This window comes from Actinobacillus seminis, from assembly GCF_002263215.1.
GTDB lineage: Bacteria > Pseudomonadota > Gammaproteobacteria > Enterobacterales > Pasteurellaceae > Actinobacillus_B > Actinobacillus_B seminis.
Genome location: NZ_NLFK01000005.1, coordinates 120,465 through 147,061 on the forward strand (window position 1 = coordinate 120,465; position 26,597 = coordinate 147,061).

25 protein-coding genes, 1 pseudogene and 1 riboswitch are annotated in these 26,597 nt (G+C 40.1%); of the genes and pseudogenes, 10 read left to right on the forward strand and 16 right to left on the reverse strand.

All coding sequences use genetic code 11. The features are described 5' to 3' along the window. Nucleotides 1-110 precede the first annotated feature (110 nt). Nucleotides 111-1,160, reverse strand: coding sequence for an L-asparaginase 2 (gene ansB / locus CFY87_RS06385; protein WP_094946402.1), 1,050 nt, complete (start codon nucleotides 1,158-1,160; stop codon nucleotides 111-113). Between the two features lie 210 nt (nucleotides 1,161-1,370). Here ansB and purE point away from each other — a divergent pair, with 210 nt between their 5' ends. Then, nucleotides 1,371-1,868, forward strand: coding sequence for a 5-(carboxyamino)imidazole ribonucleotide mutase (purE, locus tag CFY87_RS06390; RefSeq protein WP_094946403.1), 498 nt, complete (start codon nucleotides 1,371-1,373; stop codon nucleotides 1,866-1,868). A 132-nt stretch (nucleotides 1,869-2,000) separates the two neighbouring features. On the opposite strand, the gene moaE is transcribed toward purE, so the two are convergent. The 6 genes from moaE to glnS form a co-directional block, all read right to left on the reverse strand. Beyond that, complete coding sequence (gene moaE, locus CFY87_RS06395) at nucleotides 2,001-2,459, reverse strand: molybdopterin synthase catalytic subunit MoaE (protein ID WP_094946404.1); 459 nt, start codon at nucleotides 2,457-2,459, stop codon at nucleotides 2,001-2,003. Then, nucleotides 2,460-2,705, reverse strand: coding sequence for a molybdopterin synthase sulfur carrier subunit (gene moaD, locus CFY87_RS06400; protein ID WP_094946405.1), 246 nt, complete (start codon nucleotides 2,703-2,705; stop codon nucleotides 2,460-2,462). Between the two features lie 17 nt (nucleotides 2,706-2,722). Beyond that, entirely contained in the window at nucleotides 2,723-3,208 is a 486-nt protein-coding gene (gene moaC / locus CFY87_RS06405) for a cyclic pyranopterin monophosphate synthase MoaC (RefSeq protein ID WP_094946406.1), read from the reverse strand. Nucleotides 3,209-3,231: 23 nt separating this feature from the next. Next, nucleotides 3,232-4,245 carry a GTP 3',8-cyclase MoaA gene (moaA, locus tag CFY87_RS06410; RefSeq protein WP_094946407.1) on the reverse strand — a complete coding sequence of 338 codons (1,014 nt, stop codon included), beginning with the start codon at nucleotides 4,243-4,245 and terminating at the stop codon, nucleotides 3,232-3,234. Next, nucleotides 4,234-4,383, reverse strand: a riboswitch (molybdenum cofactor riboswitch). It overlaps the preceding gene by 12 nt. A gap of 228 nt (nucleotides 4,384-4,611) precedes the next feature. Then, nucleotides 4,612-5,538 (reverse strand): gluconeogenesis factor YvcK family protein, encoded by a 927-nt coding sequence (locus CFY87_RS06415; RefSeq protein ID WP_094946408.1) that lies wholly within the window; start codon nucleotides 5,536-5,538, stop codon nucleotides 4,612-4,614. A 165-nt stretch (nucleotides 5,539-5,703) separates the two neighbouring features. Then, entirely contained in the window at nucleotides 5,704-7,371 is a 1,668-nt protein-coding gene (glnS, locus tag CFY87_RS06420; protein ID WP_094946409.1) for a glutamine--tRNA ligase, read from the reverse strand. Nucleotides 7,372-7,630: 259 nt separating this feature from the next. Between glnS and CFY87_RS06425 the strand changes: the two genes are divergently transcribed. The 3 genes from CFY87_RS06425 to tdeA all read left to right on the forward strand — a co-directional run bounded on the left by CFY87_RS06425 (nucleotide 7,631) and on the right by tdeA (nucleotide 12,175). After that, nucleotides 7,631-8,761 carry an efflux RND transporter periplasmic adaptor subunit gene (locus tag CFY87_RS06425; RefSeq protein ID WP_236757371.1) on the forward strand — a complete coding sequence of 377 codons (1,131 nt, stop codon included), beginning with the start codon at nucleotides 7,631-7,633 and terminating at the stop codon, nucleotides 8,759-8,761. 17 nt (nucleotides 8,762-8,778) lie between these two features. Beyond that, a complete protein-coding gene (locus CFY87_RS06430) occupies nucleotides 8,779-10,713 on the forward strand; it encodes a MacB family efflux pump subunit (protein ID WP_094946411.1) in 1,935 nt (644 codons plus the stop codon). 91 nt (nucleotides 10,714-10,804) lie between these two features. Continuing rightward, nucleotides 10,805-12,175 carry a toxin/drug exporter TdeA gene (gene tdeA, locus CFY87_RS06435; RefSeq protein WP_094946412.1) on the forward strand — a complete coding sequence of 457 codons (1,371 nt, stop codon included), beginning with the start codon at nucleotides 10,805-10,807 and terminating at the stop codon, nucleotides 12,173-12,175. A gap of 361 nt (nucleotides 12,176-12,536) precedes the next feature. On the opposite strand, the pseudogene CFY87_RS06440 reads toward tdeA, so the two are convergent. The 3 genes and pseudogenes from CFY87_RS06440 to CFY87_RS06445 form a co-directional block, all read right to left on the reverse strand. Further along, nucleotides 12,537-13,186, reverse strand: a pseudogene (locus tag CFY87_RS06440) (transposase); the annotation flags it as partial. A gap of 115 nt (nucleotides 13,187-13,301) precedes the next feature. After that, nucleotides 13,302-13,478: a YadA-like family protein gene (locus tag CFY87_RS12250; protein ID WP_236757372.1), complete on the reverse strand. Its 177-nt coding sequence runs from the start codon at nucleotides 13,476-13,478 to the stop codon at nucleotides 13,302-13,304. An 89-nt stretch (nucleotides 13,479-13,567) separates the two neighbouring features. Next, nucleotides 13,568-14,278 (reverse strand): hypothetical protein, encoded by a 711-nt coding sequence (locus CFY87_RS06445; protein WP_236757373.1) that lies wholly within the window; start codon nucleotides 14,276-14,278, stop codon nucleotides 13,568-13,570. 584 nt (nucleotides 14,279-14,862) lie between these two features. Here CFY87_RS06445 and CFY87_RS06450 point away from each other — a divergent pair. The 3 genes from CFY87_RS06450 to CFY87_RS06460 are packed head-to-tail and all read left to right on the forward strand — an operon-like array spanning nucleotide 14,863 to nucleotide 17,458. Continuing rightward, complete coding sequence (locus CFY87_RS06450; protein WP_094946413.1) at nucleotides 14,863-15,693, forward strand: glycosyltransferase family 25 protein; 831 nt, start codon at nucleotides 14,863-14,865, stop codon at nucleotides 15,691-15,693. Beyond that, nucleotides 15,690-16,637: a glycosyltransferase family 8 protein gene (locus CFY87_RS06455; protein ID WP_158216621.1), complete on the forward strand. Its 948-nt coding sequence runs from the start codon at nucleotides 15,690-15,692 to the stop codon at nucleotides 16,635-16,637. The genes CFY87_RS06450 and CFY87_RS06455 overlap by 4 nt, the downstream gene beginning before the upstream one ends. A gap of 29 nt (nucleotides 16,638-16,666) precedes the next feature. Continuing rightward, nucleotides 16,667-17,458, forward strand: coding sequence for a glycosyltransferase family 25 protein (locus CFY87_RS06460; protein WP_094946415.1), 792 nt, complete (start codon nucleotides 16,667-16,669; stop codon nucleotides 17,456-17,458). Nucleotides 17,459-17,498: 40 nt separating this feature from the next. Here CFY87_RS06460 and CFY87_RS06465 read toward each other — a convergent pair whose 3' ends face one another. Beyond that, on the reverse strand, nucleotides 17,499-18,266 hold the full coding sequence (locus CFY87_RS06465) for a glycosyltransferase family 25 protein (protein WP_094946416.1): 768 nt from the start codon (nucleotides 18,264-18,266) through the stop codon (nucleotides 17,499-17,501). 73 nt (nucleotides 18,267-18,339) lie between these two features. Here CFY87_RS06465 and CFY87_RS06470 point away from each other — a divergent pair, with 73 nt between their 5' ends. The 3 genes from CFY87_RS06470 to ettA all read left to right on the forward strand — a co-directional run bounded on the left by CFY87_RS06470 (nucleotide 18,340) and on the right by ettA (nucleotide 21,732). Continuing rightward, on the forward strand, nucleotides 18,340-19,356 hold the full coding sequence (locus CFY87_RS06470; RefSeq protein ID WP_094946417.1) for a glycosyltransferase family 2 protein: 1,017 nt from the start codon (nucleotides 18,340-18,342) through the stop codon (nucleotides 19,354-19,356). Between the two features lie 50 nt (nucleotides 19,357-19,406). Further along, entirely contained in the window at nucleotides 19,407-19,682 is a 276-nt protein-coding gene (locus CFY87_RS06475) for an Aca2/YdiL-like domain-containing protein (RefSeq protein WP_094946418.1), read from the forward strand. 379 nt (nucleotides 19,683-20,061) lie between these two features. Beyond that, nucleotides 20,062-21,732 carry an energy-dependent translational throttle protein EttA gene (gene ettA / locus CFY87_RS06480; protein ID WP_094946419.1) on the forward strand — a complete coding sequence of 557 codons (1,671 nt, stop codon included), beginning with the start codon at nucleotides 20,062-20,064 and terminating at the stop codon, nucleotides 21,730-21,732. Between the two features lie 380 nt (nucleotides 21,733-22,112). Here the strand turns inward: ettA and CFY87_RS06485 are convergent, their stop codons facing one another. From CFY87_RS06485 to rsxD, 5 genes are read right to left on the reverse strand one after another with little or no spacing between them, the layout of a single operon-like run. Then, nucleotides 22,113-23,477 (reverse strand): sodium-dependent transporter, encoded by a 1,365-nt coding sequence (locus CFY87_RS06485; protein ID WP_094946420.1) that lies wholly within the window; start codon nucleotides 23,475-23,477, stop codon nucleotides 22,113-22,115. A gap of 13 nt (nucleotides 23,478-23,490) precedes the next feature. Beyond that, nucleotides 23,491-24,126: an endonuclease III gene (gene nth, locus CFY87_RS06490; RefSeq protein ID WP_094946421.1), complete on the reverse strand. Its 636-nt coding sequence runs from the start codon at nucleotides 24,124-24,126 to the stop codon at nucleotides 23,491-23,493. Then, the gene (locus CFY87_RS06495; RefSeq protein ID WP_094946422.1) at nucleotides 24,123-24,866 is read right to left on the reverse strand and encodes an electron transport complex subunit E; all 744 of its coding nucleotides are present in this window, start codon (nucleotides 24,864-24,866) and stop codon (nucleotides 24,123-24,125) included. The genes nth and CFY87_RS06495 overlap by 4 nt, the downstream gene beginning before the upstream one ends. Next, nucleotides 24,866-25,498 carry an electron transport complex subunit RsxG gene (gene rsxG / locus CFY87_RS06500; RefSeq protein ID WP_094946423.1) on the reverse strand — a complete coding sequence of 211 codons (633 nt, stop codon included), beginning with the start codon at nucleotides 25,496-25,498 and terminating at the stop codon, nucleotides 24,866-24,868. Before rsxG ends, CFY87_RS06495 begins: the two co-directional genes overlap by 1 nt. Further along, complete coding sequence (gene rsxD, locus CFY87_RS06505; protein WP_094946424.1) at nucleotides 25,495-26,577, reverse strand: electron transport complex subunit RsxD; 1,083 nt, start codon at nucleotides 26,575-26,577, stop codon at nucleotides 25,495-25,497. The genes rsxG and rsxD overlap by 4 nt, the downstream gene beginning before the upstream one ends. Nucleotides 26,578-26,597: the final 20 nt, after the last annotated feature.

Consider the following 26,597-nt stretch of genomic DNA (forward strand, 5'->3'; position numbering starts at 1 on the left):
CTTGCAAGAAGGTTTTCTTCACTGAACAGATATCTTCATTCTATCAAGCCCGCTTAATAAGCCAAAAGTGCGATGGTTTTACCGCACTTTTAAAATATTACGTAATAAAATTAAAAATCCTCAAAATACTGTTGAATTTGTTTCGGATCCCGAGTTTTGGTTAAGGCTAATTGTAATAAAACACGCGCTTTTTGCGGGTTTAAGGTACCGGATGCGCTAAAACCGTATTTACTGTCATCCACTTCGGCATCTCGCGTGGTATATCCGGTCGGAACACGAGAAGAACGCACCACTGCTACCCCGTTTTTCGCGGCTTGTTCGAGTAATGCTAAATTGGCAGCATTCACATTACCATTACCCACGCCTGCAACGACAATACCTTTATATCCGGCATCCAACAAGGCTTTCAACGGTTCCGTCGGCATATTGGAATACGCATAAACGATCCCAACTTTTGGCAATTCGGTTAACTCATCCACCTTAAAAGGTGTATTTACCGTATGCATACTTTCCGGAGCACGTTCATAATCTACTTTGCTGTTATGGATATAACCTAAGGCACCAAAATTCGGTGAACTAAAGGCTTGCACCGCTGTGGTACCGGTTTTGGTCACATCACGCGCGCCTAACACCACATCATTCATTGCGACTAATACCCCGCGCCCCGCCGAAGCTTTGTCAGATGCCGCCACGACAGCATTATAAAGGTTTAACGGACCGTCCGCACTTTTCTCGGTTGCCGGACGCATTGCGCCAACTAAAACCACCGGTTTTTCGCATTTTACCGTCATATCTAAAAAATACGCGGTTTCTTCCATGGTATCCGTGCCATGGGTAATCACAAAACCATCGGTACCTTTACATTGACTGTTAATGGCTTTCGCTAATTTTAACCACACCTCGTCGCTCATATCTTGCGAACCGATTTTGACAATTTGCTCGCCTTTAATATTAGCAATAGTTTTCATCTCAGGAACCGCCTCAATTAACGTATCAATCGTCAACTGACCGGCCAGATATTCCGAACTGACCGAACTTTTTCCGCTCCCGGCAATAGTACCGCCGGTAGCTAAAATCGTAATATTCGGCAATTCAGCCGCATACGCACTTGAAATGCCCACCCCTAAAAATATTAATGCGGATAATTTTTTTAATTTCATAAAATGACTCCTTTATTATCATGGCTAACGCCTAGGCTATTATCGCCATAAAAATCAATGAGTAAAATGCAATTTTCTCTATTTGTGATCTATTTCATGTTTCTGCTTCATAAAAAGAAAATAAGCTCACCTAAAAACACAAGCAATCGTTTGCGAAAAAAAGCAAAATACGCTACTCTACACCTTTTGTTATTAACAGGAAACGATATTATGCCAAACCGTCATCCACAAATTGCTATTGTTATGGGATCAAAAAGCGACTGGGTAACCATGCAAGAAGCCACTGCGATTTTAGATCAACTTCAATTGCCTTATCACGTCGAAATCGTATCGGCTCATCGTACGCCGGATAAATTATTTCAATTTGCCGAAAGTGCGGTCGAAAAAGGATACAAAGTCATTATTGCCGGTGCCGGCGGCGCGGCGCATTTACCGGGAATGCTTGCGGCAAAAACTATTGTACCGGTATTGGGTGTCCCGGTGAAAAGCTCCATATTAAGTGGCGTTGACAGCCTCTATTCGATTGTACAAATGCCAAAAGGCATTCCGGTTGGAACCTTGGCAATCGGTCCTGCCGGAGCCGCAAATGCTGGCTTATTAGCCGCGCAAATTCTGGCGGCATTTGATCCTGACTTGGCAATGCGTTTATGGCAATTTAGAGAAAAACAAACCAAAGACGTATTGGAAACTCCCGATCCAAGAAGCTAAATCTATTTTAGCTGACCGTGCCGTAAACTTAAATCCTTTAGGGCGTGGATTTACGGCACGATCAGATAAAAAATGGCTTTCTTTATTTATATCAGAAAGCCATTTTTATTCTACAAGACAACATATTAGTTTCTATTTTTCCCAACGTTCCAGCGCTTGTTGATCAACTGCGCGAGGTTCAACCCAACGTTCACCTTTATCAGTTTGCTCTTTTTTCCAAAAAGGCGCTTTGCTTTTAAGAAAATCCATAATAAATTCATTTGCTTGGTACGCCTCGCTACGATGTGCGGAGCTCACACCGACCAAAACGATTTCATCACCGGTATGCAACAACCCAACCCGATGAACAACCGCCACACGCAAAATATCCCAGCGCTGTTTAGCTTGTTCAACAATTTCCCACAACGCTTTTTCCGTCATTGCCGGATAATGCTCTAAATACAAACCGGATACGGCATCACCCAAGTTCAAATCACGTACTTTACCAACCAAAATGACGCTTGCTCCGACGACATTCGGCGCTGAAATCCATTGATAAATCGCTTGCTGATCAAAAGGTTGTTCTTGAACTGCAATTTGAATATCGCCCATTTAGCCTCCGGTTACCGGCGGGAAAAAGGCAATTTCATCTCCCTTTTTGACCGCACTTTCCAATGGACTTAAGGTTTGATTGATCGCTACCAGCAACTTGCCTTTCTCCAACGCCAATGCCCATTTATCCCCTTTTGCCGCTAAATGCGCACGCACTTCTTCCGCTGTAGCAAAAGAGGCGGCTAATTGAAAGCTATCCACACCGATTACTTCTCTAGTTTGTGCAAAAAATAATACGTTTAACATAGTTTTTCCTTTATTTTTTATCGTGCTTGCGCCGCCATAAAATGGCCGGATTTTCCACCGCTCTTTTCTAATAAGCGAACTTGTTCGATAACCATATCTTTTTGCACCGCTTTACACATATCATAAATCGTCAAAGCGGCAACACCGGCAGCAGTCAATGCTTCCATTTCTACACCTGTTTTACCGGTTAATTTACATAGACTTTCAATATGTACCTGATTGCATTCCGGCAAGGCAGTAACTTGCACTTCCACTTTCGACAACAGCAACGGATGACACAATGGAATTAACTCCCATGTACGTTTCGCTGCTTGAATGCCGGCAATGCGCGCCGTCGCGAAAACATCACCTTTATGATGCTGCCCTGACATAATCATTGCCAAGGTCTCTGCCGACATGGTAATAAATGCCTCTGCTCTGGCAATACGTACCGTTTCTTGCTTATCTGAAACGTCTACCATATTGGCTTCCCCGTTATTATTAATATGTGTAAGACCTGTCATATAAAATCCAGCCTCCAGTAAAATTAACCGCCGATACCGGCAAGATGATTACGCACTCCACTATCCCCTTGATGTAAAAAGTGATGCTCGCGTTTACCCTGTAACGCACTGAATAAGCGAGTTTGTAATTGAGTGATTTGCTCATCAGATTGTAACAAATCGCGCAATTCAATACTTTCCTCACCAAATAAGCATAAATGCAATTTTCCTTTCGCAGATACTCGCAAGCGATTGCAACCGGCACAAAAGTTTTTCTCATAAGGCATAATCAACCCAATTTCGCCAAGATAATCCGGATGGCGAAAGACTTTCGCCGGACCGTCGCTCCGCCCTTTGTTCTGCAATTGCCAACCATCACGGAACAATCGTTGTGCTAATGCTTGCCCCGACAAGTGATGTTGTGCGAAAAACTGCTCCATCTCACCGGTTTGCATCAATTCGATAAAGCGCATTTGGATCGGTTTATCTTTGATCCAAGCCAAAAATTGTGCAAAATCTTGATCATTCAAGCGTTTCATCAAAACGGAATTTACTTTCACTTTCTGATAGCCGCATTCAAACGCACGATCAATCCCGCGCATCACTTCATCAAATTTATCCACGCCGGTAATTTGATAAAACATTTTAGCATCAAGGCTATCCACGCTAACATTAATCGAAGTAATGCCCGCAGCTTTCCAAGCCGCCACATCTTTTGCCATACGATAACCGTTGGTGGTCAAAGCGAGGGTTTTGAGTTGCGGAATTTGCGCCAACGTTTCAACAATCGGCAAAAAATCCTTGCGTAAAGTCGGCTCCCCGCCGGTCACGCGAATTTTTTCCGTCCCTAAATCAGCAAATGCCATAGCAAGACGACGAATTTCCGCCAAGGTTAAAAAACTCGGCTTATTCGCTTCCGGTTGATAACCATTCGGCAAGCAATAATTACAACGAAAATTGCACATATCCGTAATGGATAAACGTAAATAATAATATTGGCGTTGGAACTCATCAATTAAACAAGTCTGCCCAACGTTTTTAATGGGTATAGTTTGCATGGAACACCTTTCTAAAACACGAGAGGATAAACCGTTTCCGGTAATATCCCTGAGCGACATTTTAGTTTACATTGTCGCTGGCATTGCTACCTTATTTGGGCAAACTTAGGTAAAACAAGCTCGGAGTTATGCGATAAATTCTTGTCTATTGTAAATGATTAATTTCGTTAAAGATATACCTAAAATTTGATCTATTTAACAAAATAGACATTTTTTATTTCATTTTCAATGAAATAAAAAAGCATATAACGATATTTTAAACAAAAAATCTTAAGTAATGAATATAAAATGCTCTGACAGGAAAGGCGACATAAAAGTGCGGTCAAAATTGACATTATTTTAAGCAGTAAAAAGCAACGAAACGCCTCATAATTCGCTTAATATATCATCAATGGCTTTGCATAATAACGTGCGATCATGACGATAACTGACATCATCCGCATTCAAGCGACGCGCCATAATTTTGCAATTAAAAGTGCGGTCTTTTTCCGGCGAGTTTATGGGGATAATCGCGCCATCAATGATTTTTTTCCCAATGACATCATCAATCCAATCAATACGTTCGCTTAAGGACAATGCCGCCACAGGGCTATGTTCCACGCCTAAATTATCAATAAAAATTTTTTTCGCAGAACTTTGTTGTAAACTTTGCACAATTTCAGGCAGCAGCAAAGGCGGCATAATACTGGTTAAAAAGCTGCCGGGACCGAATAAAATCACCTCCGCCTTGTTTAACGCCTCAACCGCTTCCGGTGTCGCGCTCACCAGCGGTACTAAAAATACAGATTTTGGCAGCACATCCAAATTATCAATCCCGACTTCGCCCACAATACTTTTGCCGGAAGGCAAACTTGCCGCCAAATGCACTGAAGATTCCGACATAGGAATAATAAAGGATTTGACGTGCAATAATTCGCGAATAAGGTTCACCGCCTCCGTCGGGCGAACATATAAATTGCCCAAGGCAGTTAACATTAAATTGCCCAAATTATGCCCTGCCAACTCCCCTTGCCCACTAAAACGATATTCAAAAAGCGCCGATGCGGTACTCGGTTCCGTAATGATTTGATTTAAACAATTACGCAAATCACCCCACGCAATCCCGCCCTGCTGCATACGAATTCGCCCGGTTGAACCGCCATTATCTGTCGTCGTCACAATACCGGTCAAACGTTCTTTCATAAAACTTAACGCCGACATCACCCGTCCCAAGCCATGCCCGCCGCCAATAGCGACAATGTGCTTAACCGAATCCAAATACGGATGACGACTGTGCGGCATAAGATCTGACATAGTGATTTCCTAAAGTGCGGTCAAATTTTTTGGGATTTTAGCATATTCTCCTTTATCGACAAACCGCGGATAGTGCATTTATTGGTCATTAAAAAAGACTGAAATGTAAAAAAAGCGGATCAAATTGATCCGCTGTTTTAGCTTATTTTCCTCGCTTAAACGAAATTAAAACCCTTCCTTCAAGCTGACGGTTAAGTTAAACACTAACCGTTCCGGGCAGTAGTCTTTACTGTCGGCACAATAATAGCCTTCACGCTCAAATTGGTAGACTTTTTCCACAGGCGCATTAGCAAGGCTTTTTTCCACAAAACCCTGTTTAACCACTAAGGAATTTGGATTTAACACTTCATTAAGATCCTCTGCCGCACTTGGGTTGGCAACAGTAAATAAACGATCATAAATGCGAAATTCTGCAGCAAGATTATCTGTGGCAGAGACCCATTGGATAACGCCTTTAACTTTGCGTCCATCCGCCGGATTTTTACCTAACGTATCCGGATCATAAGTACAATAAACTGTGGTAATATTCCCTTCGTCGTCTTTTTCCACCCGTTCTGCCTTGATTACGTAAGCATGACGCAAGCGCACTTCTTTACCTAATACCAAACGTTTATATTGTTTATTCGCCTCCTCGCGAAAATCGGCTTGATCGATATACAATTCTTTGGTGAAAGGCAATTCTCTGGTACCTAATTCTTCACGATTCGGATGATTTGGCGCCTTAAGCGTTTCGCTGCCACTGAAGTTTTCGATCACAATGCGCAACGGATTAATCACCGCCATGGCGCGCGGTGCATTGACATTCAGATCATCACGAACACAGCTTTCCAAGGCGCTATATTCCACCACATTATCTTGTTTAGTGACACCGATACGACGGCAAAATTCACGCAAAGATTCCGGCGTATAGCCACGACGACGCAGCCCGGAGATGGTCGGCATACGCGGATCGTTCCAACCATCTACAATACCCTCTTCCACTAATTTCAATAACTTACGTTTAGATGTTAAGGTATATTCCAAATTTAAACGAGAGAATTCATATTGGTGCGGTAACGGACGTTCAATGGAGATATGCTCCAATATCCAATCATATAAACGACGGTTATCTTGGAATTCCAACGTACACAAAGAATGGGTAATCCGCTCAATCGCATCAGAAATACAATGGGTAAAATCGTACATTGGATAAATGCACCATTTATCGCCGGTTTGGTGATGGCTGGCAAATTTAATCCGATAAAGCACCGGATCACGCATGACCATAAACGGCGATGCCATATCAATTTTGGCGCGCAAACTTGCCTTACCTTCTGCAAATTCGCCATTTTTCATTTTTTCAAATAAAGCTAAATTTTCTTCGACACTGCGATCACGATAAGGGCTATTTTTACCGGGTTCGGTCAATGTGCCGCGATATTCGCGCATTTCTTCCGCCGAAAGCTCATCCACATAAGCCAAGCCTTTTTCAATTAATTCAACAGCATATCCGTACAATTGATCAAAATAATCGGAGGCATAACGAGGTTCGCCTTGCCAATGAAATCCCAGCCATTCCACATCTTGCTTAATCGAATCCACATATTCCACATCTTCTTTCACGGGGTTGGTATCGTCAAAACGTAAATTACATAACCCATTGTAATCTTGTGCAATGCCAAAATTTAAACAAATCGATTTTGCATGACCGATATGTAAGTAGCCATTAGGCTCCGGCGGGAAACGGGTATAAACATTTTGATGCTTACCGCTTGCCAAATCTTCATCAATAATTTGGCGAATAAAGTTTGTTGGACGGTGTTCGTTATTCTCTTCAATAGCAGTATGGTTCATTTTAACCTCATGTGAACTAATTCTTCTGACATAATTTGACTATTTTACAATGTTTGTATCCGGAATACAAAGTGCGGTTGTTTTTTCAGTTTTTTAAATAATTTCTTGTTCTTCTTAAGTGAAATGTTAAAATGAACAAACATTCATTCATTAAATAACATTTCACTTAAGATTTGATTTCTATACTGGTCAGCACATCATTTGAGGAATAAAAAATTGAGGATCATATGACCAAAAAACGTCTTTTTTACTTTTTATTGTGATCTCCGCTGTCGTTGCCGGCTATTTCTACTTCGGCAAAAATACGGACAACCAAATTACTTACCTCACGGAAACCGTACAACGTGGCAATTTGCAAAAAAACGTAGTCGCAACCGGCACTGTAAGGGCTTACAATCGCGTTGAAGTCGGTGCGCAAGTTTCAGGAAAAATTGAAAAAATTTATGTCACCTTGGGACAAAAAGTCAAAGCCGGGGAAATAATTGCGGAAATTGACTCTTCAACGCAGCGAAACACTTTGGACACTGCCTCCGCTAAACTTGCCGCTTATCAAGCGCAATTAAAAGCGCGCAAAGTTGCCTACAGCGTCGCCAAATCGTCTTACAATCGGTTAGCAAAATTATATGTGAAAAAATCCGCGAGTTTAGATGAGTTTGAACATGCAAAAGACACGTTGGCCAGTGCAGAAGCCGCGATTGACGAAACCAATGCCTTGATTAAACAAGCGGAAATTGAACTAAGTAATGCAAAAACCAATTTGGGGTATACTAAAATCGTCGCGCCAATTGATGCCACCGTAATTTCTATTCCCGTTTCTGTGGGACAAACCGTTAACGCCAATCAAACAACACCAACCATTGTGCAAGTGGCGGATTTAAGCAAAGTGCTGATTAAACCGGAAATTTCCGAAGGGGATATTATCAAAGTAAATGCCGGCATGACGGTAGCGTTCTCTACCCTTTCCGATCCGGATACAGTTTATCATGCCAAAATTGATTCCGTTGATCCGGCAATGACCACCTTAACCGATAACGAATATAAAGAAAGCATTTCTGACACCAACGCCATTTATTACTATGCTAACCTCGTTGTGGATAATCCGGACAATAAATTGCGTATCGGCATGACAACTCAAAACCATATTACTATTGCTAATGTAGAAAATGTGCTGTTAGTACCAACCATTACGCTGAAAAGACAAAAAAATAAAGTATTTGTGAATGTGCTGATCGCAGATAATCAGGTGGAACAGCGCGAAGTGGAAATTGGGATAAATGACGATATCAATACACAAATTTTATCCGGTTTACAAGAGGGCGAAAAAGTGATTTCCTCTCAAGTGACCGCCGGTGAAACCGTCGGCGCAGTTCGTCGTCCGAGAATGTTCTAAAGTGCGGTTGGTTTGTTATGAATATTATTGAAATTAAGCAACTAAATCGCTTTTTTGGCGAAGATGAAAATCGTACTCATATTTTAAAAGATATAGATTTAGAAATTAAAAAAGGCGATTTTGTTGCCATTATCGGGCAATCCGGTTCCGGAAAATCCACTTTAATGAATATTATCGGCTGCTTAGATACCGCCACATCCGGCTCTTATCTAATCGCCGATACGGAAGTCAGCCGCCTGAATTCAGATCAACTCTCCGAACTGCGTCAAAAGAAATTTGGCTTTATTTTCCAACGTTATAATCTGCTTTCGACCCTAAGTGCGGTGGAAAATGTCGCACTTCCGGCGATTTATGCCGGCATGGATCAAAAATCTCGCCTAAAACGCGCCGCACTTTTACTGGAAAAATTAGGATTGAGCGATCGACTGCAAAATAAACCCGGTCAACTTTCCGGCGGTCAGCAACAACGGGTCAGTATTGCGCGAGCGTTGATGAACGGCGGCGATATTATTTTAGCGGATGAGCCGACCGGCGCCTTGGACAGTAAAAGCGGCGAAAACGTCATGGAAATCTTGCAGCAATTGCATCAAGAAGGACACACCATTATTTTGGTCACCCACGATCAGCAAGTTGCCAATTTTGCCAATCGGATCATTGAAATTAAAGATGGTCGCATTATCGAAGATCAGCGTAAATCCGATTTTACCGGCAGAAAAATACCATTCCCGGAGGTAAAAAAAAGTCGTTTTAATTTCTATAAAGATCAATTTATCGAATCCTTTAATATGTCGGTTAAAGCCATTATTGCCCATAAACTGCGCTCGCTTTTAACCATGCTGGGGATTATTATTGGGATTACCTCGGTGGTTTGTGTAGTAGCCTTAGGAAACGGTTCGCAACAAAAAATCCTTGCCAATATTAATTCCATGGGAACTAATACCATGGATGTGTATAACGGAACGGGATTTGGTGATCGGCGTTCGGAAAAAATGCAAAATCTGACCATTGATGATGCCAATATGCTTGGACGCCAACGTTATATCGAAAGCGTCACGCCAAATACCAGCGTAAACGGTACCTTAGTCTTTGAAAATAAAGATTTTACAGCACAGGTACAAGGCGTTGGTGAACAATTTTTTGATGTAAAAGGGCTAAGCTTACAGCAAGGATCCTTGTTTAGCGCAAAAGATGTAAAAAATAGCGAATCGGTAGCAGTAATTGATGATAATACGTTGCAAGAAGTGTTTAACAAGCAAAATCCATTGGGTAAAATTTTGATGTTAAACAAAAAACCATTGCGCGTGATCGGCGTGGTGGCAACGTCTAAAACAATGGGCATGAACAGTTCAAGCTTAAAAATTTATATTCCTTATACTACTGCAATGAACAAAATTTCCGGAGATCAAAAAATAGCTTCCATTACGCTTAAAGTGCGTGATGATGTGAATTCTTCCGTTGCGGAAAAAGATGTAACCGCCTTGTTACGTGCTCGACATGGCAAAAAAGACTTTTTTACCATGAATACCGATACGATTAAGCAAACCGTAGAAAGTACCACCAATACCATGCGCCTGTTAATCTCATCTATCGCGTTGATCTCACTGGTGGTTGGCGGTATTGGCGTGATGAATATCATGTTAGTTTCGGTCACTGAACGCACCAAAGAAATCGGCGTGCGCATGGCAATTGGCGCAAGGCAATCGAATATATTACAGCAATTTTTAATTGAAGCAGTATTAATTTGTATGATCGGCGGGCTTACCGGTATTGTGTTTGCCTTGTTATTTGGCACGCTATTTAACTCGCTGATGACCGATTTTGCCATGATTTTCTCTAATTGGTCGATTATCGCCGCCGTATTATGTTCTACATTAATCGGCGTGGTATTTGGCTATATGCCGGCAAAAAATGCCGCGCAATTAGATCCGATAAATGCCTTAGCAAGAGAATAAGGTTTTGTAATAATGATTTTATTTGATAAAATCCGATTAAAAGTGCGGTCAAAATCACCGCACTTTTCCCATGACTTTAAAGGAAAAAAAGATGTTAAAACTAAGTAAATTAACGTTGAGCGTGATGTTTTCTACTGCCCTAATTGGTTGTGCCAATCTTGACGATTCGTACAATAATGCTCAAGCCGATTTTCAACAATATCAAGACTTAACCCAACAATATCATATTCAAGAGAATTGGTGGACATTATACCGCGATCCGCAGCTTAACCGCTTAGTGGAACAAGCGCTTGCGAGTAACAAAGATTTGGCAAAAGCAGCTATTTCCGTCAATATGGCATTATACCAAGCCAATTTAGTCGGCGCCGATCTTGTGCCGAATTTTAGCGGAAGTACCAGTTCTTCAGCGCGAAAAAATATTACTGATGGTGGCAAGTCAACCCTTTCTCACACCGGCGCATTAGAAGTCAGCTATACCGTGGATTTATGGCGTCGTTTAGCTGATACCGCATCAGCCGCGGAATGGTTCCATGCTGCCACCCAACAAGATATGGAAACCGCACGTATTTCATTAATTAATGCTGTGGTCACCACTTATTATCAGTTGGCATATTTAAATGATGCGATTGATGTCACGAATCAAACAATTAATTATTACTCGCAAATTAACCGCATTATGCAAAATAAATTAAGTCAAGGAGTCGCTGACAGCGCCAGTACCGACCAAGCACAACAAGCAGTATTGACTGCACGTAATACCTTGATTAATTATAAAACCATGAAGAAAAATACTGAATCTGCCTTGCGTAATTTACTTAACTTAAAACCAAGCGATGCGCTAAACGTGAAATATCCGCATATTTTAAATGTGAAAAATACCGGCGTAAATTTAAATGTTCCACTTTCTACTATTGCCAATCGCCCTGACTTAAAAGCCTCACAATATCGCTTAAACAGTGCATTTAAAGATGCAAAAGCTATGCAAAAAAGCTGGTTCCCGAGCATCACGCTTGGCGGAAGCCTTTCTTCCAGCGGGACTCATGTTAATAACGCCTTTGAAACCGGTTTTGCCGCCGGAACAGTGACAATCAGTTTGCCGTTCTTAAGTTGGAATAAGGTAAAATGGAATGTGAAACTTTCCGAAGCTAAATATGAACAAGCGCTAGTGAATTTTGAACAAAGTATCACGACCGCATTAAATGATGTGGATAAAAACTACTACGCTTATACCCAATCGCGTGAAAATTTATCCAATTTACAACAAACCTATATTTACAACCAACGTATTACCCAATACTACAAAAATCGCTATGATGCCGGTTTATCCGAGTTGAAAGATTGGTTAACCGCCGCCAATACCGAGAAAAATTCGCAACTTTCTATTTTAAACGCCAAATATAGCGTTATTCAAAATGAAAACGCGGTTTATAGCGCTATGGGCGGTTATTATTCAGGGCGATAAAAACATAAAGCCAGACAGTATCTGCACCTTAAGCATTAGAGGAAAACTAATTGATTAAGGTGCAGATTACCTGTCGCTTTTCCTTGTAATTCTGTTGTTTTTGAGCCGTCTTTGTTTTCAGTGGTTACGTCGACATTTTTCCCATATTCATCAGTTTCATAACCCCAATTTCTTTTGGGTTCTTTCCATCGCCTGCTATCATACTGCCGCCGACACCCAAACTCGAACCCAAGTAATCAGCATCGTTCTGAATATCCGAATAAATTTAGTGATTTCTTCGTTTTGGTAATACGTGTTTTTATCGGACACAATAGACACTTTTTCCTTGGCAAAAATACTTAAAGCCCTATCTGCTACCACATCCGACAGCTTTAGGTCTGAAGGAAAAATAATTTAAACCGGCATCCAAGCGTGCAATATAGGGTTGACTGTCATTAACATTCCCTGCGGTTGCGAAGGTATCTAAAATAATGCCGTGTTTGCCTTCCACGGTGCGATGGTCAAGATAGAAAAAACCTTTCGGTTTTCCATCTCGTGTCATAAAACCGCTCTCAAGGTCGGTTTTACTGACTTTAGTATCCTTTTTTTGACTGTTTCAGTTGCCTTTAACGGCTTTTTTCCGTATACCTCTCGCTCTGTGGCAATATCGGCATTCGGTTGTTCAATGTATTGACTTACTCGCACTTCACGTTCTTCATTGCGATACTTGTTTTTATTCGCGAAAGACATTCGCACAAATCAACGATAAGCAACATTGACTTCAATCTCTTTGACGAGCTGGCGTTCGCTTTTAATTCCAAAAATGTAGCCAAGTAGCATAATTTTAAATAGGCGAACAGGGTCGACTGCAGGGCGACCATTATCTTGGCAATAAAGGTGTGCAACTTCATCGCGAATAAATTCGAAATCAATCGCTTTATTGATTTTACGGACAAAACGGTCTTTAGGTACGAGCTGTTCAAGACTTATCCTCTTGAACTCATATTGAGGGGATTGGGTATTTTTGAGCATAAGCATTTCCTCTGTTCGATATGCTTATTAGCTCAAACCTCCAGATAAATGTCCAAAGGTTTGTCAGCGGTCTGAAATCGGTGGCAATTGCCACCAATTTAGCGTTCAATCAATCTTAATTAAACACACCGCTCACACCGACACGGAAACCCACATCGCCTCTTATCGCTTTGGAAACCCCACCGAATAACGACCAATTGCCGCTCTCCGCCGTTCTTCCGAAAGACACCGCAACCGCCTGTTCACCGCCATAGTGAGCCGCCCCAGCCGCATAGCTCCATTTTCCCGCCACAAACGTTTTTTTTTAAACGCCATCGCCGTCGCTATCCCCGCTTTCAACTCTTTATTGATATGCTCGATTCTTTCGTTTGTCGCATACAGTTAGCTACCGTTAATGGCATCGGTCGACGTTTTAGACACCAACCCCGCCGCCACATTTTGGATACGGCGTTCATTGCCTTTGCTTCCCACAGATACCACGCCTTTAGCCTCTACGCCGGCGTAATCTCCGGTAACTTTACCGATGCCTGAAGTGTTACTTGGTGCAGTGTAAGCGGAACTATCGCCTAGGAAGACGGAATTATCAGTGCTAACGTCAATATTACGACCGATAACGGTAGTTTTAGTTCCTTTGTTTACTACATTACTACCAATTGAGAATGAATATTCTTTATGTGTTTGTACATCGTTACCAACACTTAATGAACGATCACCGTACACTTTTGCTTGCGCGCCAATTGCTTGTGAACGCAAACCATTAGCTTCGGCATCCCAACCAATAGCAGTAGAAATCTCTCCTTTTGCTTTTGCTTGTGCACCAAAAGCATTTGCCCAATTATTGGTATAAGTATTTCTACCAAAAGCATAAGATGATATCCCTTTTGCTTCTGCCGTATCACCTATTGCCGCTGAAAAATTATTGCTTGCTTTAGCTAATCTACCCACTGCAATAGCTTGAACTCCTGCATTTGCATTATAACCGGCGGCAATACCGTAGTTATTTGCCTCTGCGTTTTCTCCCTTGGTAATAGAGGTATGAATTGCTGCAGCTACAGCGGTAGAAATTAATGTCGCTCCAACAGCGACTGACATTAATTTAACGTTCTTAGAAAATGATTGAATTGATTTATTGCGGTAAATAATCATAAATAACCTATTAATTAGTCAAAAAAAATACCCCGCTAATTGATAACGAGGAACATGTCACCACTCAACGGATTTATACCGTTATAGTGAATTAAAGCCCCGATAGCCTAAAAACGGGCAGAGCTACCGCAATTGTATGCGGTTGTACAATCCCATATTTAAAAAAACTATCAATTTTTTATTAAAATTTTGCGTTTTTTTAACTTAATTTAAGTTAAGGAAAAAAGTTGGGATTAAAAAAGAAGATATAAGAAGATATATGTTGAAAGATCCTATTGACTTTCTTTTGTTTGCTTTGTATAGCTCATAAATAAGGAATGACATATTTCGGTTCAACAAAATAATCGGGAAACCCGAAAGTGATAGCGGTAAATATCAAGACTTAAAGCGCAAATGTTTTGCTGACAATGCGGTAAAATTTAATAATGTTTGTAACACTAACATGCAAAAAAACCTTAAACCGGTATTTTTTATCAAAAAATATTGTTACAATCCGAACAAAATTCTTACCAATAATAAACCGTAAATGTATGCAAAATTACGTCATTAGTTTAAAAAGTGCCGTTTTACGACGGAAACATATTGAAAAAACCTTTTCTTCCCAACAGATTGATTTTCGTTTTTTTGATGCCTTTGATTTTTCCGAGGGGGGGGGCGAAAGTCTTATCGATCAACTCATCCCGAATTTAAATCAGACCGCTTTAACCAAAGGCGAGAAAGGTTGTTTTATGAGTCATCTTTTGTTGTGGAAAAAATGCGTCGATGAACAACTCCCGTATATTTGTATTTTTGAAGACGATGTTGTTTTAAGCGATAATGCGGCGGATTTTTTAAAGAAAGACGATTGGTTAAAAGAGCGGTTTGATTTCAAGGATTTTTTTGTTTTAAAATTGGAAACCTTTTTAATGAAAATCAGATTGGAAAATGTGCCGATAAGTTCTTTTCAGGGAGAGCGATTTGAACGATTAAAATCGACTCATTACGGTACGGCAGCTTATATTATTTCCCGTCAGGCAGCAAAGACCCTGTTAGAAACCGTGCATCAATTGAGCATAGACGATCTTTTACCGATTGATCATATTCTGTTCAATAAATTTCTCAATGATTATACAGTTTATCAAATCAATCCTGCTATCGTCATACAAGAATTACAGTTAAATCAGCAAAATGCGTTATTTTCCAGTCAAATTGAAGAAGAAAGATCCCTTGAAAGAGCAAAGGTGAAAAATCTAACAAAAAAAACGATTTGGCAGAAATTGTCCCGTGAGCTTTACCGTTTTAAGAGAAAATGGAAAGAAAAACGGATGCTAAGAAGACTAAGAGTTGTGAAGTTTTATCAAGTACAGGAAGAAAAGAAATGAATATTCTATTTAGTTGCGATAATAATTATGCTCCTTATTTGGCGGTAACGCTTTCAAGTATTTTAAAATCCGAGTTTAATTCTGCAACCAATCAACGAATTCGATTCTTTTTATTAAGTGCCGGTGTTTCTGAGGACAATAAACATTATTTAAAGAAACTGGTCGAACATTATCATTGCCAATTGGAAATTATTGAAGTTGATCTCGGTGAATTGGCAGATTTACCGAATACTATAGGCTATATTTCTGCCGCAACCTATATTCGATTAAAATTAGCCGATTATTTAAAAGTTTATTCGCTTAAAAGATTAATTTATTTGGATATAGATATTTTGGTACACCAAAGTCTTTATCCGTTGTGGAAAACCGATTTAGGCGGAAAATCCATCGGTGCGTGTTATGACAATTTTATTGAACCTTCCAAATCGGATTACAAAGAAAAATTAGGGTTTTCTTCATCTCATTATTATTTTAATACCGGCGTATTGTTGATTGGTGTTGAAAAATGGCAGACTAAAAATGTTTTTAAACGAGCGATGGATTGGACAACATACTGTCAAGACAATCACATTGAATTTCTTTACCAAGATCAAGATATGTTGAATCATATCTTTGAAAATGATGTCAACTATTTAGATTTAAGATATAACTTTAATTTTAATATTTTCTCCCGTTTGAGAAAGAAAAGGCAATCTAAAATACCGTTAAAACCGGAAGAAAAGGTAACCATGCCGATTGCTGTTTCCCATTTTTTAGGACCGAAAAAAGCATGGCATAGCCAAAATCAGTGTGCAGCATTAAAAGCATCAAAATTTGTCGAACTTTTTGAGCAATTGGAAAATCGCCCTAAAGATTGGACGATAAATACAAAGAGATCGTTCTTACTGAAAATAAAACAAAAAATAAAGGAAATAGAATACCGCTATCGGTATGGCATTTATTAGACAAGAATTTTTTGAGATAGGTGAATCATATGCAAAATTATGTCATTAGTTTAAAAAGTGCCGTTTTACGACGGAAACATATTGAAAAAACCTTTTCTTCCCAACAGATTGATTTTCGTTTTTTTGATGCCTTTGATTTTTCCGAGGGGGGCGAAAGTCTTATCGATCAACTCATCCCGAATTTAAATCAGACCGCTTTAACCAAAGGCGAGAAAGGTTGTTTTATGAGTCATCTTTTGTTGTGGAAAAAATGCGTCGATGAACAACTCCCGTATATTTGTATTTTTGAAGACGATGTTGTTTTAAGCGATAATGCGGCGGATTTTTTAAAGAAAGACGATTGGTTAAAAGAGCGGTTTGATTTCAAGGATTTTTTTGTTTTAAAATTGGAAACCTCATTAATGAAAGTACGGTTACAGAAAACGAATATTGTTGAATTTCAAAAAAGAAAATTTGAGCGGCTAAGATCGCTTCATTATGGTGCGGCAAATTATATTATTTCCTACCAAGCGGCAAAAACTTTCTTAAAAATCATGTATAAACTTGAAGTCGTGGAAATTGCAGAAATCGATCGAATGCTTTTTGAGCAATTTCTTAATCAATACACAATTTATCAGCTGAATCCGGCGATTGCGATACAAGAATTAGCACTCAATAAACAATATTCCGTGCTTTCCAGCCAACTTGAAGAAGAAAGACGAATTGGAAAGGAAAAAGTTGAAGTAAAGCATACCGTTTTACAAAAATTACTGCGTGAAATTCTCCGCCTTAAAAGAAAGTATAAAGAAGGCGGAAAACGTCGAACGGTTTTATTTTCTTAACGCCTACCGTACTTTTTTCATTACTATATCCGTTATCACATTAATTATTTTTCCGCCAGTAGCATAGGCGTTTGATGTGATCGGATAAATTGGACATTTCACGGCGAAACTTAATTTTTAAAGTTCGTTGTGATTTGCCTTTTTCTATTGGGGTTTGGCTTTCTTTGCTGTAATCGGGTTTGACACAAGGCGGATTAACACCTAAAAAGTCCAACCCGTTTTCGTAATATCGATCCATGGTAATATCCAAATCATAGATCCACTCATCTGCGTAATCCAAAAGCTTTTTAGCGGCTTGCGGCGTGATAAAATATCCCGTTGCGTTACTGTAGCCAAAATAATGCCGTTCCAATTTTGTATCACTGTTCGGCAGAGAAGCAATCGGCTTTATTTTGCGTTTTCGAGCATTGGAATGTGTCAACCAAAAAAACTCAAATTGATTTTCGGGTGATCCGCAAAATTGCCAAACATCCATAAAATTTTCCTGCAAAATAGCATCATCTTCTAAAATAATGTAGTTTTTATTTTCAACAAAACATCTCTCCCACGCCAAATAATGGCTGGCAAAACAACCTAATTGACCTAAGGTCATTCGGCTGCCTTTCCTTAGGTAGCGTTCTTGCTCGTTATATTTAAAAAAAAGCGGATAATGCGGATTGTCTTTTCCGTTAATTGCGGTAAAAAATTCGTAATTGAGTGGAGAATTGGGATTTTTTGAGATTAAATCTTCAAATTGGTTTGCCATAAATTCACGGCGTAATATTGCGTTTTTTAAATTAATAATTAGAATGTCTGTTGTTTTTTTCATGCTTCATTCTCAATGATCGACTTTTCTGATATTATACAAGAATATAACATAAAAATGATTTTGGTGTGAATAAATGGATATGAATAAATTGGTTTCTGTTCTTGTCCCTGCGTATAATGTTTCCTCTTATGTTCGAGAAGCCCTATCCTCCGTACTTGCACAAACTTATAAGCATCTTGAAATTATTGTGATCGATGACGGTTCAACAGATAATACCGGCGAAATTCTAAATCAACTTGCCAAAAGCGATACCCGTTTGCGGATTATTCATAATGAAAAAAATATCGGGATTATCAAAACCTTGAATAAAGGATTGAACTTAGCAAAAGGGGATTATATTGCCAGAATGGATGCAGACGATCTTATCGTGCCGGATTGGATTGAAAAAATTCTCAACAGAATGGAAAACGAACCGCACATTTTCGCAATGGGCGGTTCGTTACAAATTTTATCATCAAACACGGGAAAACTGGCTAAAATCTATAAAAACGGCGAAATTTTTCAATATCCGACAGAACACGATGACATTATCCGCACCTTGCCTTTCGACAATCCGATGGCACACCCGACGATGGTTATGCGAGCCGAAATTTTCTCCCGTAACGGATTGCGTTACGATGAACATTATCCGAAAGCGGAAGATTATAAATTATGGCTTGAAATCAGTAAAATCGGGCAATTAGCAAACCTTCCCGACGTGTTGCTACAGTATCGTATTCACGAAAATCAGACTTCCTCAATGCATAATCAACAACAGATCAGTACCGCAAGAAAAATACGTTTTGAAGCCGCCAACCGTTTTTTTGAGATTATCGGGTTAACCTCGCAGTTGCCTTATGATTTTAATGCGAAATCGTTGCATTTATTGACAGCGGAAATTGATGAAAAAAACGCGGAAATTTGTGTGAAAGATCAGCACATTTTATCGAAAATTGTCGCTTCATTGATATTGTCTTTATCGGAGCTTGCGTTAAAAGATTGGTTGATATTTTTATCGGCGAAAAAATATCAGCGTTATCGGAGGGGAGTAATGAAAAAATTGTTCAAAAAATATTTCAATCACCGCAATTACGGTATTTACGGTAAATAAGTAAGTCTAAAAATAACGGGCATTGTATAAAAAACAAAAAAGGCGGAATAATGATCTGCACCCCAAAAGTTGCACGTGAATTGTTGGGTATGTCCCAATATGAGGCTGCTGAACATATTGGGCATGTTCACCAACTCTCATGGACATTTTGGGAAACCGGTGAGCGATCAATTAAGGAAGATGTTGAAAAAACAATAAATTTTTTACTTGAAAAACGAAGAGAAATAATTCTCCAATTTGTTAATGGTCAAGATAGAAATAAAGCCAAAAAAGTGGCGGTTATTTATTATCCGACCCCCGATTTCTGTTCAAGTTATCTTGAGTGAAAATTCAGTCAAAATTTAGCGAGGACATTAACCCTCGATTTTGATGCAGTTCTAATCGAATTCAATTATGAAGATTTTAAAGAGTTCATTGTTAAAAATGGGCTAACAGATACGCCCGCCACACGTGAGCAATGGACTACTACTAAAATAAAAGATTAATTAAAATCCGCTGTAAAATCGAAATATTTTGCATAGCATTTAAAATTCACGCTATGCAAAATATTTTGCGCGCTTACAAAAAAACTCAAATAAATGCTATAAAATACAATATGTTATATACATATTTTTGTAAATAATTTTATTTATCTAAAAACTTACAAAACCAATAAATTTCAAGTAAAATGACCGCACTTTTTTTAATCTAACAATGAGAAAATTTATGTCATCACAATTTGTTTATACGATGCACCGAGTAGGTAAAGTGGTACCGCCGAAACGTCATATTCTCAAAGATATTTCATTAAGTTTCTTTCCCGGCGCTAAAATCGGGGTTTTAGGACTCAACGGAGCAGGAAAATCAACCCTATTGCGCATTATGGCGGGGATAGATAAAGAGATCGAAGGAGAAGCGCGTCCACAGCCTGGAATTAAAATCGGCTATCTCCCACAAGAACCAAAACTTGAACCGCAACAAACCGTACGTGAAGCCATTGAAGAAGCCGTAGCGGAAGTAAGCAACGCCTTAAAACGCCTAGATGAAGTATACACGTTATATGCCGATCCGGATGCTGATTTTGACAAATTAGCGGCGGAACAAGCCAATCTTGAAGCCATTATTCAAGCTCATGATGGACATAATTTGGAAAACCAATTAGAACGTGCCGCTGATGCATTACGTTTACCAGATTGGAGTGCTAAAATTGAACACTTATCCGGTGGTGAACGCCGTCGCGTAGCGCTTTGTCGTTTATTGCTTGAAAAACCAGATATGTTATTGTTAGACGAACCAACCAACCACTTAGATGCCGAATCTGTGGCATGGTTAGAGCGCTTCTTACACGACTACGAAGGCACTGTCGTGGCGATTACTCATGACCGTTATTTCTTAGATAACGTCGCCGGTTGGATATTAGAACTTGACCGTGGCGAAGGTATTCCTTGGGAAGGAAACTATTCTTCTTGGTTGGAACAAAAAGAAAAACGTTTAGCTCAAGAGCAAGCCGCAGAATCGGCACGTCAAAAATCCATTGAAAAAGAATTAGAATGGGTACGCCAAAATCCGAAAGGTCGCCAAGCGAAAAGCAAAGCACGTATGGCTCGCTTTGAAGAACTTAATTCAGGCGAATATCAAAAACGTAACGAAACCAATGAACTCTTTATTCCACCGGGTCCACGTTTAGGAGATAAAGTGATCGAGGTGAATAACTTAACCAAATCCTATGGCGAACGCACACTGATTGATAACCTTTCTTTCAGCATTCCAAAAGGCGCTATCGTCGGTATTATCGGACCAAACGGAGCGGGTAAATCAACCCTTTTCCGTATGTTATCCGGCAAAGAACAGCCGGACTCCGGTTCGATTATCTTAGGGGAAACCGTGGTTTTGGCATCGGTGGATCAATTCCGTGACACCATGGATGATAAGAAAACCGTGTGGGAAGAAGTATCGAATGGGCAAGATATCTTAACCATCGGTAACTTTGAAATCCCAAGTCGTGCGTATGTGGGACGCTTTAACTTCAAAGGCGTCGATCAACAAAAACGTGTCGGCGAATTATCCGGAGGTGAACGCGGTCGTTTACATTTGGCTAAATTATTACAAGCCGGCGGCAACGTCTTATTATTGGACGAACCGACCAACGACTTAGATGTTGAAACCTTGCGCGCACTTGAAAATGCGATCTTAGAATTCCCCGGCTGTGCCATGGTAATTTCCCACGACCGTTGGTTCTTAGACCGTATCGCCACGCATATTCTTGACTACGGTGACGAAGGCAAAGTCACCTTCTATGAAGGTAACTTCTCTGATTATGAAGACTGGAAGAAGAAAACTTTCGGTGCTGACGCAACCCAACCACACCGTATGAAATATAAACGGATTGCAAAATAAAATATAAACAAAAATACCGGTTTTAATTAACCGGTATTTTTTATTTGTCATGAATGCTCTCATCATTCAGTGTAAACGCTTTGACATCGTCCCCTGCCTAAAGGCGAGGGATTCCTACCGGCTCCCACAGCAAACTGCGGGCTACTCTCGGTGGGTTCTTTGGCTTACCGCTTATGCGGTTCACTTCACAAGCGCTACGGCGATGTCCTCCCCTGAAATGCCGTCATTGAGAAAGCCTAAGCGTATCTTTGTCAGCATGCATGATTATACTCCATTTTATATCCACGCCCTAAAGGACTTAGGTTTACGGCACGATCAGATAAAAAATTTGATAAAAAATTACCGCACTTTAACCGTTTTTAACTTCAAAAGTTTGAAACTTAAACCAAATTACTCAAGAAAATCGCAATAATAATCAGCGGAACGATAAACTTCACATAATTAAACCAAATCGTCGTTACTAGAGAGTTCGGATTTTGGGATAGCTCTTTTTTTGCATCATCCTTTAATACGAAACCGACAAAAATAGCACAGCCTAAGGCAGTGAGCATAAATAAAATATTGCCGCTGACATAATCAAAAGTATCGAAAATATTACGCCCAAAGAAAGTCACCTCTTTTAACCAATTATCACTTAAAATTGACGGAATATTGCCCAATATAAAAATACCGCTTAAAGTTAAAATAATCGCTTTACCACGACGCATTCGTAATTTTTCCTGCAATGACGTAATAATGACTTCATAAATAGTAATTGAGGTAGTCAATGCCGCTATTAATAATAAACTGAAAAAAATTATCGCAAAGAAACGCCCTGCCCATAAATGAGAAAATACTATCGGCAAACTTTGAAAAACTAAAGTTGGCCCCGCGTTAGGTTCAATGCCGAAGCTAAATAACGACGGGAAAATCATAAATCCGGCAAGAACAGCAATAATCGTGTTGGTAAATCCTGTGATTACCGCGGTTTGAATCAGATTTTCTTCTTTACTAAGATAGCTGGATAAGGTGATCAACACGCCAAAGCCCAAACTTAAAGCAAAGAAAACCTGCCCAAGTACCATAATAAAAAGTTGTGGCGTGATTTTGGAAAAATCCGGTTTGAGATAATAAACAATCCCTTCAGCAGCACCCGGCAAGGTCACATTGCGAATCACCATACCAATCAAAAAGACAAAAAGCAATGGCATCAAATATTTTACTGCGCGCTCTATTCCGCCAATAATTCCTCTTGCCAAAATAACATAATTAACTAATACAAAAATCAGCGTATAAAGCATAATATGCCAAGGGCTGTTGGTAATACTTTCATCATAAAATTGTTTGGCATATTCTTTAGTGATCACCGTGGAAATATCCAATTCACCACTGATTAAATTCACAATGTAATTCATCACCCAGCCGCCAAGTACCATATAATATGCCATAATACCAAAAGCGCCGAGCAGCCCCATATATCCTAAAACTTTCCAACCTTTTGAGACTTTGCCATCTAAACGATCGCCAAAGGCATCAATGGAATTAACCCGTAAACGGCGTCCAATGACATTTTCCACTAAAATCATAGGAATACCGATAACCAACATAGCAATACAAAACAGCAATACATAAGCTCCTCCCCCGTTTTCACCAACTAAATAAGGGAAACGCCACGTCGCCCCGAACCCGACCGTAGCCCCAGCGACAGTAAGCACATAGGTTAAGCGGCTTGACCAGGTTTGTCTTTCTTGTTTTGTTGTCGTCATAATTTTTCCTGTTTTATATTTCGGTTTTATCTTTAAATTCACATAAATCTTCAATAATGCAAGAAGCGCAGCGCGGTTTTCTGGCAATACAAGTGTAACGCCCGTGTAAAATTAACCAATGATGTACATCGGTTTTAAATTCATCAGGCACTACTTTAAGCAATTTTTCTTCAACTTTCACAACATCTTTTCCCTGTGCAAATCCGGTACGATTGGACACACGAAAAATATGTGTATCCACCGCAATGGTCGGTTGCCCAAAGGCGGTGTTCAATACTACATTGGCAGTTTTTCTCCCAACACCGGCTAAACTTTCCAGGGACTCACGATCTTGCGGTACTTCGCCTTGATATTTTTCCACCAAATCGCGACAAGTTTTAATAATATTTTCCGCTTTGCTGTTATATAGCCCGATCGTTTTAATATAATCTTTTAAACCATCTACGCCGAGATCTAAAATAGCTTGCGGCGTATTGGCAACCGGAAACAGCTTGGCTGTAGCTTTATTGACGCCTTTATCCGTCGCTTGCGCCGATAAAATCACCGCAATTAACAGCTCAAAGGGCGAATGGTAATTTAATTCAGTGGTCGGATGCGGATTTTGTTCCCGTAGGCGGGTTAAAATTTCAATACGTTTTTGCTTATTCATTTTACTTTTCGATCAATGATATTTTTAAGAGCCAACAATAAGCCTAAGCCAATAAACGCGCCGGGCGGTAAAATCGCTAATAAAAAGCGACTATCTACTTGAAATAATTCAAGATGTAATTCTGTTGCCCAACTTCCCAATAAATTTTCAATGCCAATAAATAATTTCCCGGTGCCAATAATTTCACGCACCCCACCCAATACAAACAAACTTAAGGTCATCCCAAGCCCCATGGAAAAACCATCAAAAAGCGCGTGCGCAACAGAGTTTTTAGAAGCAAAAGCCTCCGCTCGCCCAATCACAATACAATTGGTCACGATCAACGGAATAAAAATCCCCAAGGATTGATAAAGGGTATAAGTATAAGCGTTCATCATCAATTGCACCATAGTCACCGTCGTAGCAATGATCATGACATAAATCGGAATGCGGATTTGTTGCGGAATATGTTTACGAAATAATGAGATAATCGTATTCGTACACATTAGCACAATCACCGTCGCCAATCCTAATCCGAGCGCATTGGTCGCCGATCCTGAAACAGCCAACAACGGACAAAGCCCCAATAATTGCACTAATCCCGGGTTATTTTGCCAAATACCTTGCTTAAACAAACGCAACCAAATGCCTTTTTCTGCATTTTTTTCCACCGCACTTTGTATCTCCGACGAAGGTTGCGCCAAATCTGACACATCACTTTCTAAAGCGCGGTCAATTTTTATACCGTTTTCTGTCGTCATTATTTTTCATTTAACCGTTTTGTTTGATCATGATGTCGCAATTCATCAAGTAAAAATAGCGCCGAATGCTTCACTTGGTTCACTACCGCACGTGGCGTAATAGTCGCGCCGGCAAATTGATCAAATTTCCCACCGTCTTTTTTCACCGCCCAATCAGATAAGGTATCTTGGCTGATTTTTTGATTGCTCAACGACAAAATCCAGTCGGAAATGCGCAATTCAATTTTATCGCCCAACCCCGGCGTTTCCGCATGTTCAATGACGCGAACGCCAAGCACATCGCCCTGTGGTGTTAATCCTACCAATAAACGAATATTGCCTGAATATCCATCCGGCGCAACGGTTTCATAAGCATAAGCGCTAATTTTACCATCCTTTTTTGCGACGCAAATTTTACCAATACTCGAATTTTTCAGCGCCGACTTCTCTAAATCATAGCAACTTTGCAGCAAATCATTGTCATGATATTGTGCGGGAATAACTTCGGATAACAACGCTTGTTGCTGCTTGGCAACCACTTCATCAATTTTATCTTTGGTTAAAAAATAAATCCCGGTAGAAAGTGCGGTACAAGCCAACGCCACACCGCCCAATAATAAACTGTATTTAGCACTCATTTTTGTCATATTCATGAACGAGTACCCCGCACATGACCTGCAACTCGAGGTCGGGTGTAATGATCAATTAAAGGAACACAAATATTGCCCAATAAGATCGCAAACGCGACACCATCCGGATAACCGCCATAATAGCGAATAAGATACACCAGCAAACCGACTAACGCACCGAATACCAATTTTCCTTTCGGCGTAATCGAAGCGGTCACCGGATCAGTAGCGATAAAAAAGGCACCGAACATGGTCGCACCACTTAACCACTGCGCGTTAAACGATAAATGTAATCCTGCAGAAAACACACTCGATCCCATGCCCAATAATGTCATCATCAATAACATTGCCAGCGGAATTTGCCAATGAATTACTTTGCGCCAAATTAAGAAAATACCGCCAAATAAAAATGCCACATTCACTTGCCACCAACCCAAAGCAAAATCGCCATGATCAAAAATTGGCGAACGTAGCATCTCCCCATACAACCCCACAGGATAACCCTCGGTATATTTAGTGGCTAAGGTTTTGACTTCGTTTAATGGTGTCGCCTGTGTCACACCATCAATTGATGCGGTAAGTTGTGCCAAGCTAAATCCGTCAGTGGTTGCGCCTTGAAAAATCAAGGAATACGTATCCGCCAGCGTTGGAGGCTCATTTAATAAGTTAATCGGCGGCAACCAAGTACTCATTTGCAATGGGAAAGAAATCAATAAAATCACATATCCCACCATTGCCGGATTAAATGGATTTTGTCCCAATCCGCCATACACGTGTTTTCCTAAAATAACAGCACAAAAAATACCGATCAAAATAATCCAATAAGGCGCATAAGGCGGGATCGCTACCGATAAAATTAATGCAGTTAATACCACGCTGCAATCCGCAATATAAAATAATGCGGGCTTTTTGCGTAAAAATGTCACGATCAATTCCACTACCAGCGCCCATACAATAGCCAAACTTGCCTGCACAAGCACGCCCGGACCGAAATAATACACTTGTGTAATTATCGCCGGAATCATCGCCCCGATCACCCACAACATAATCCGAGCAGTAAATTTGCCCGAATGTGTATGTGGAGAACTTACCATTTTAAACATGACAACACCTTATTTATCTT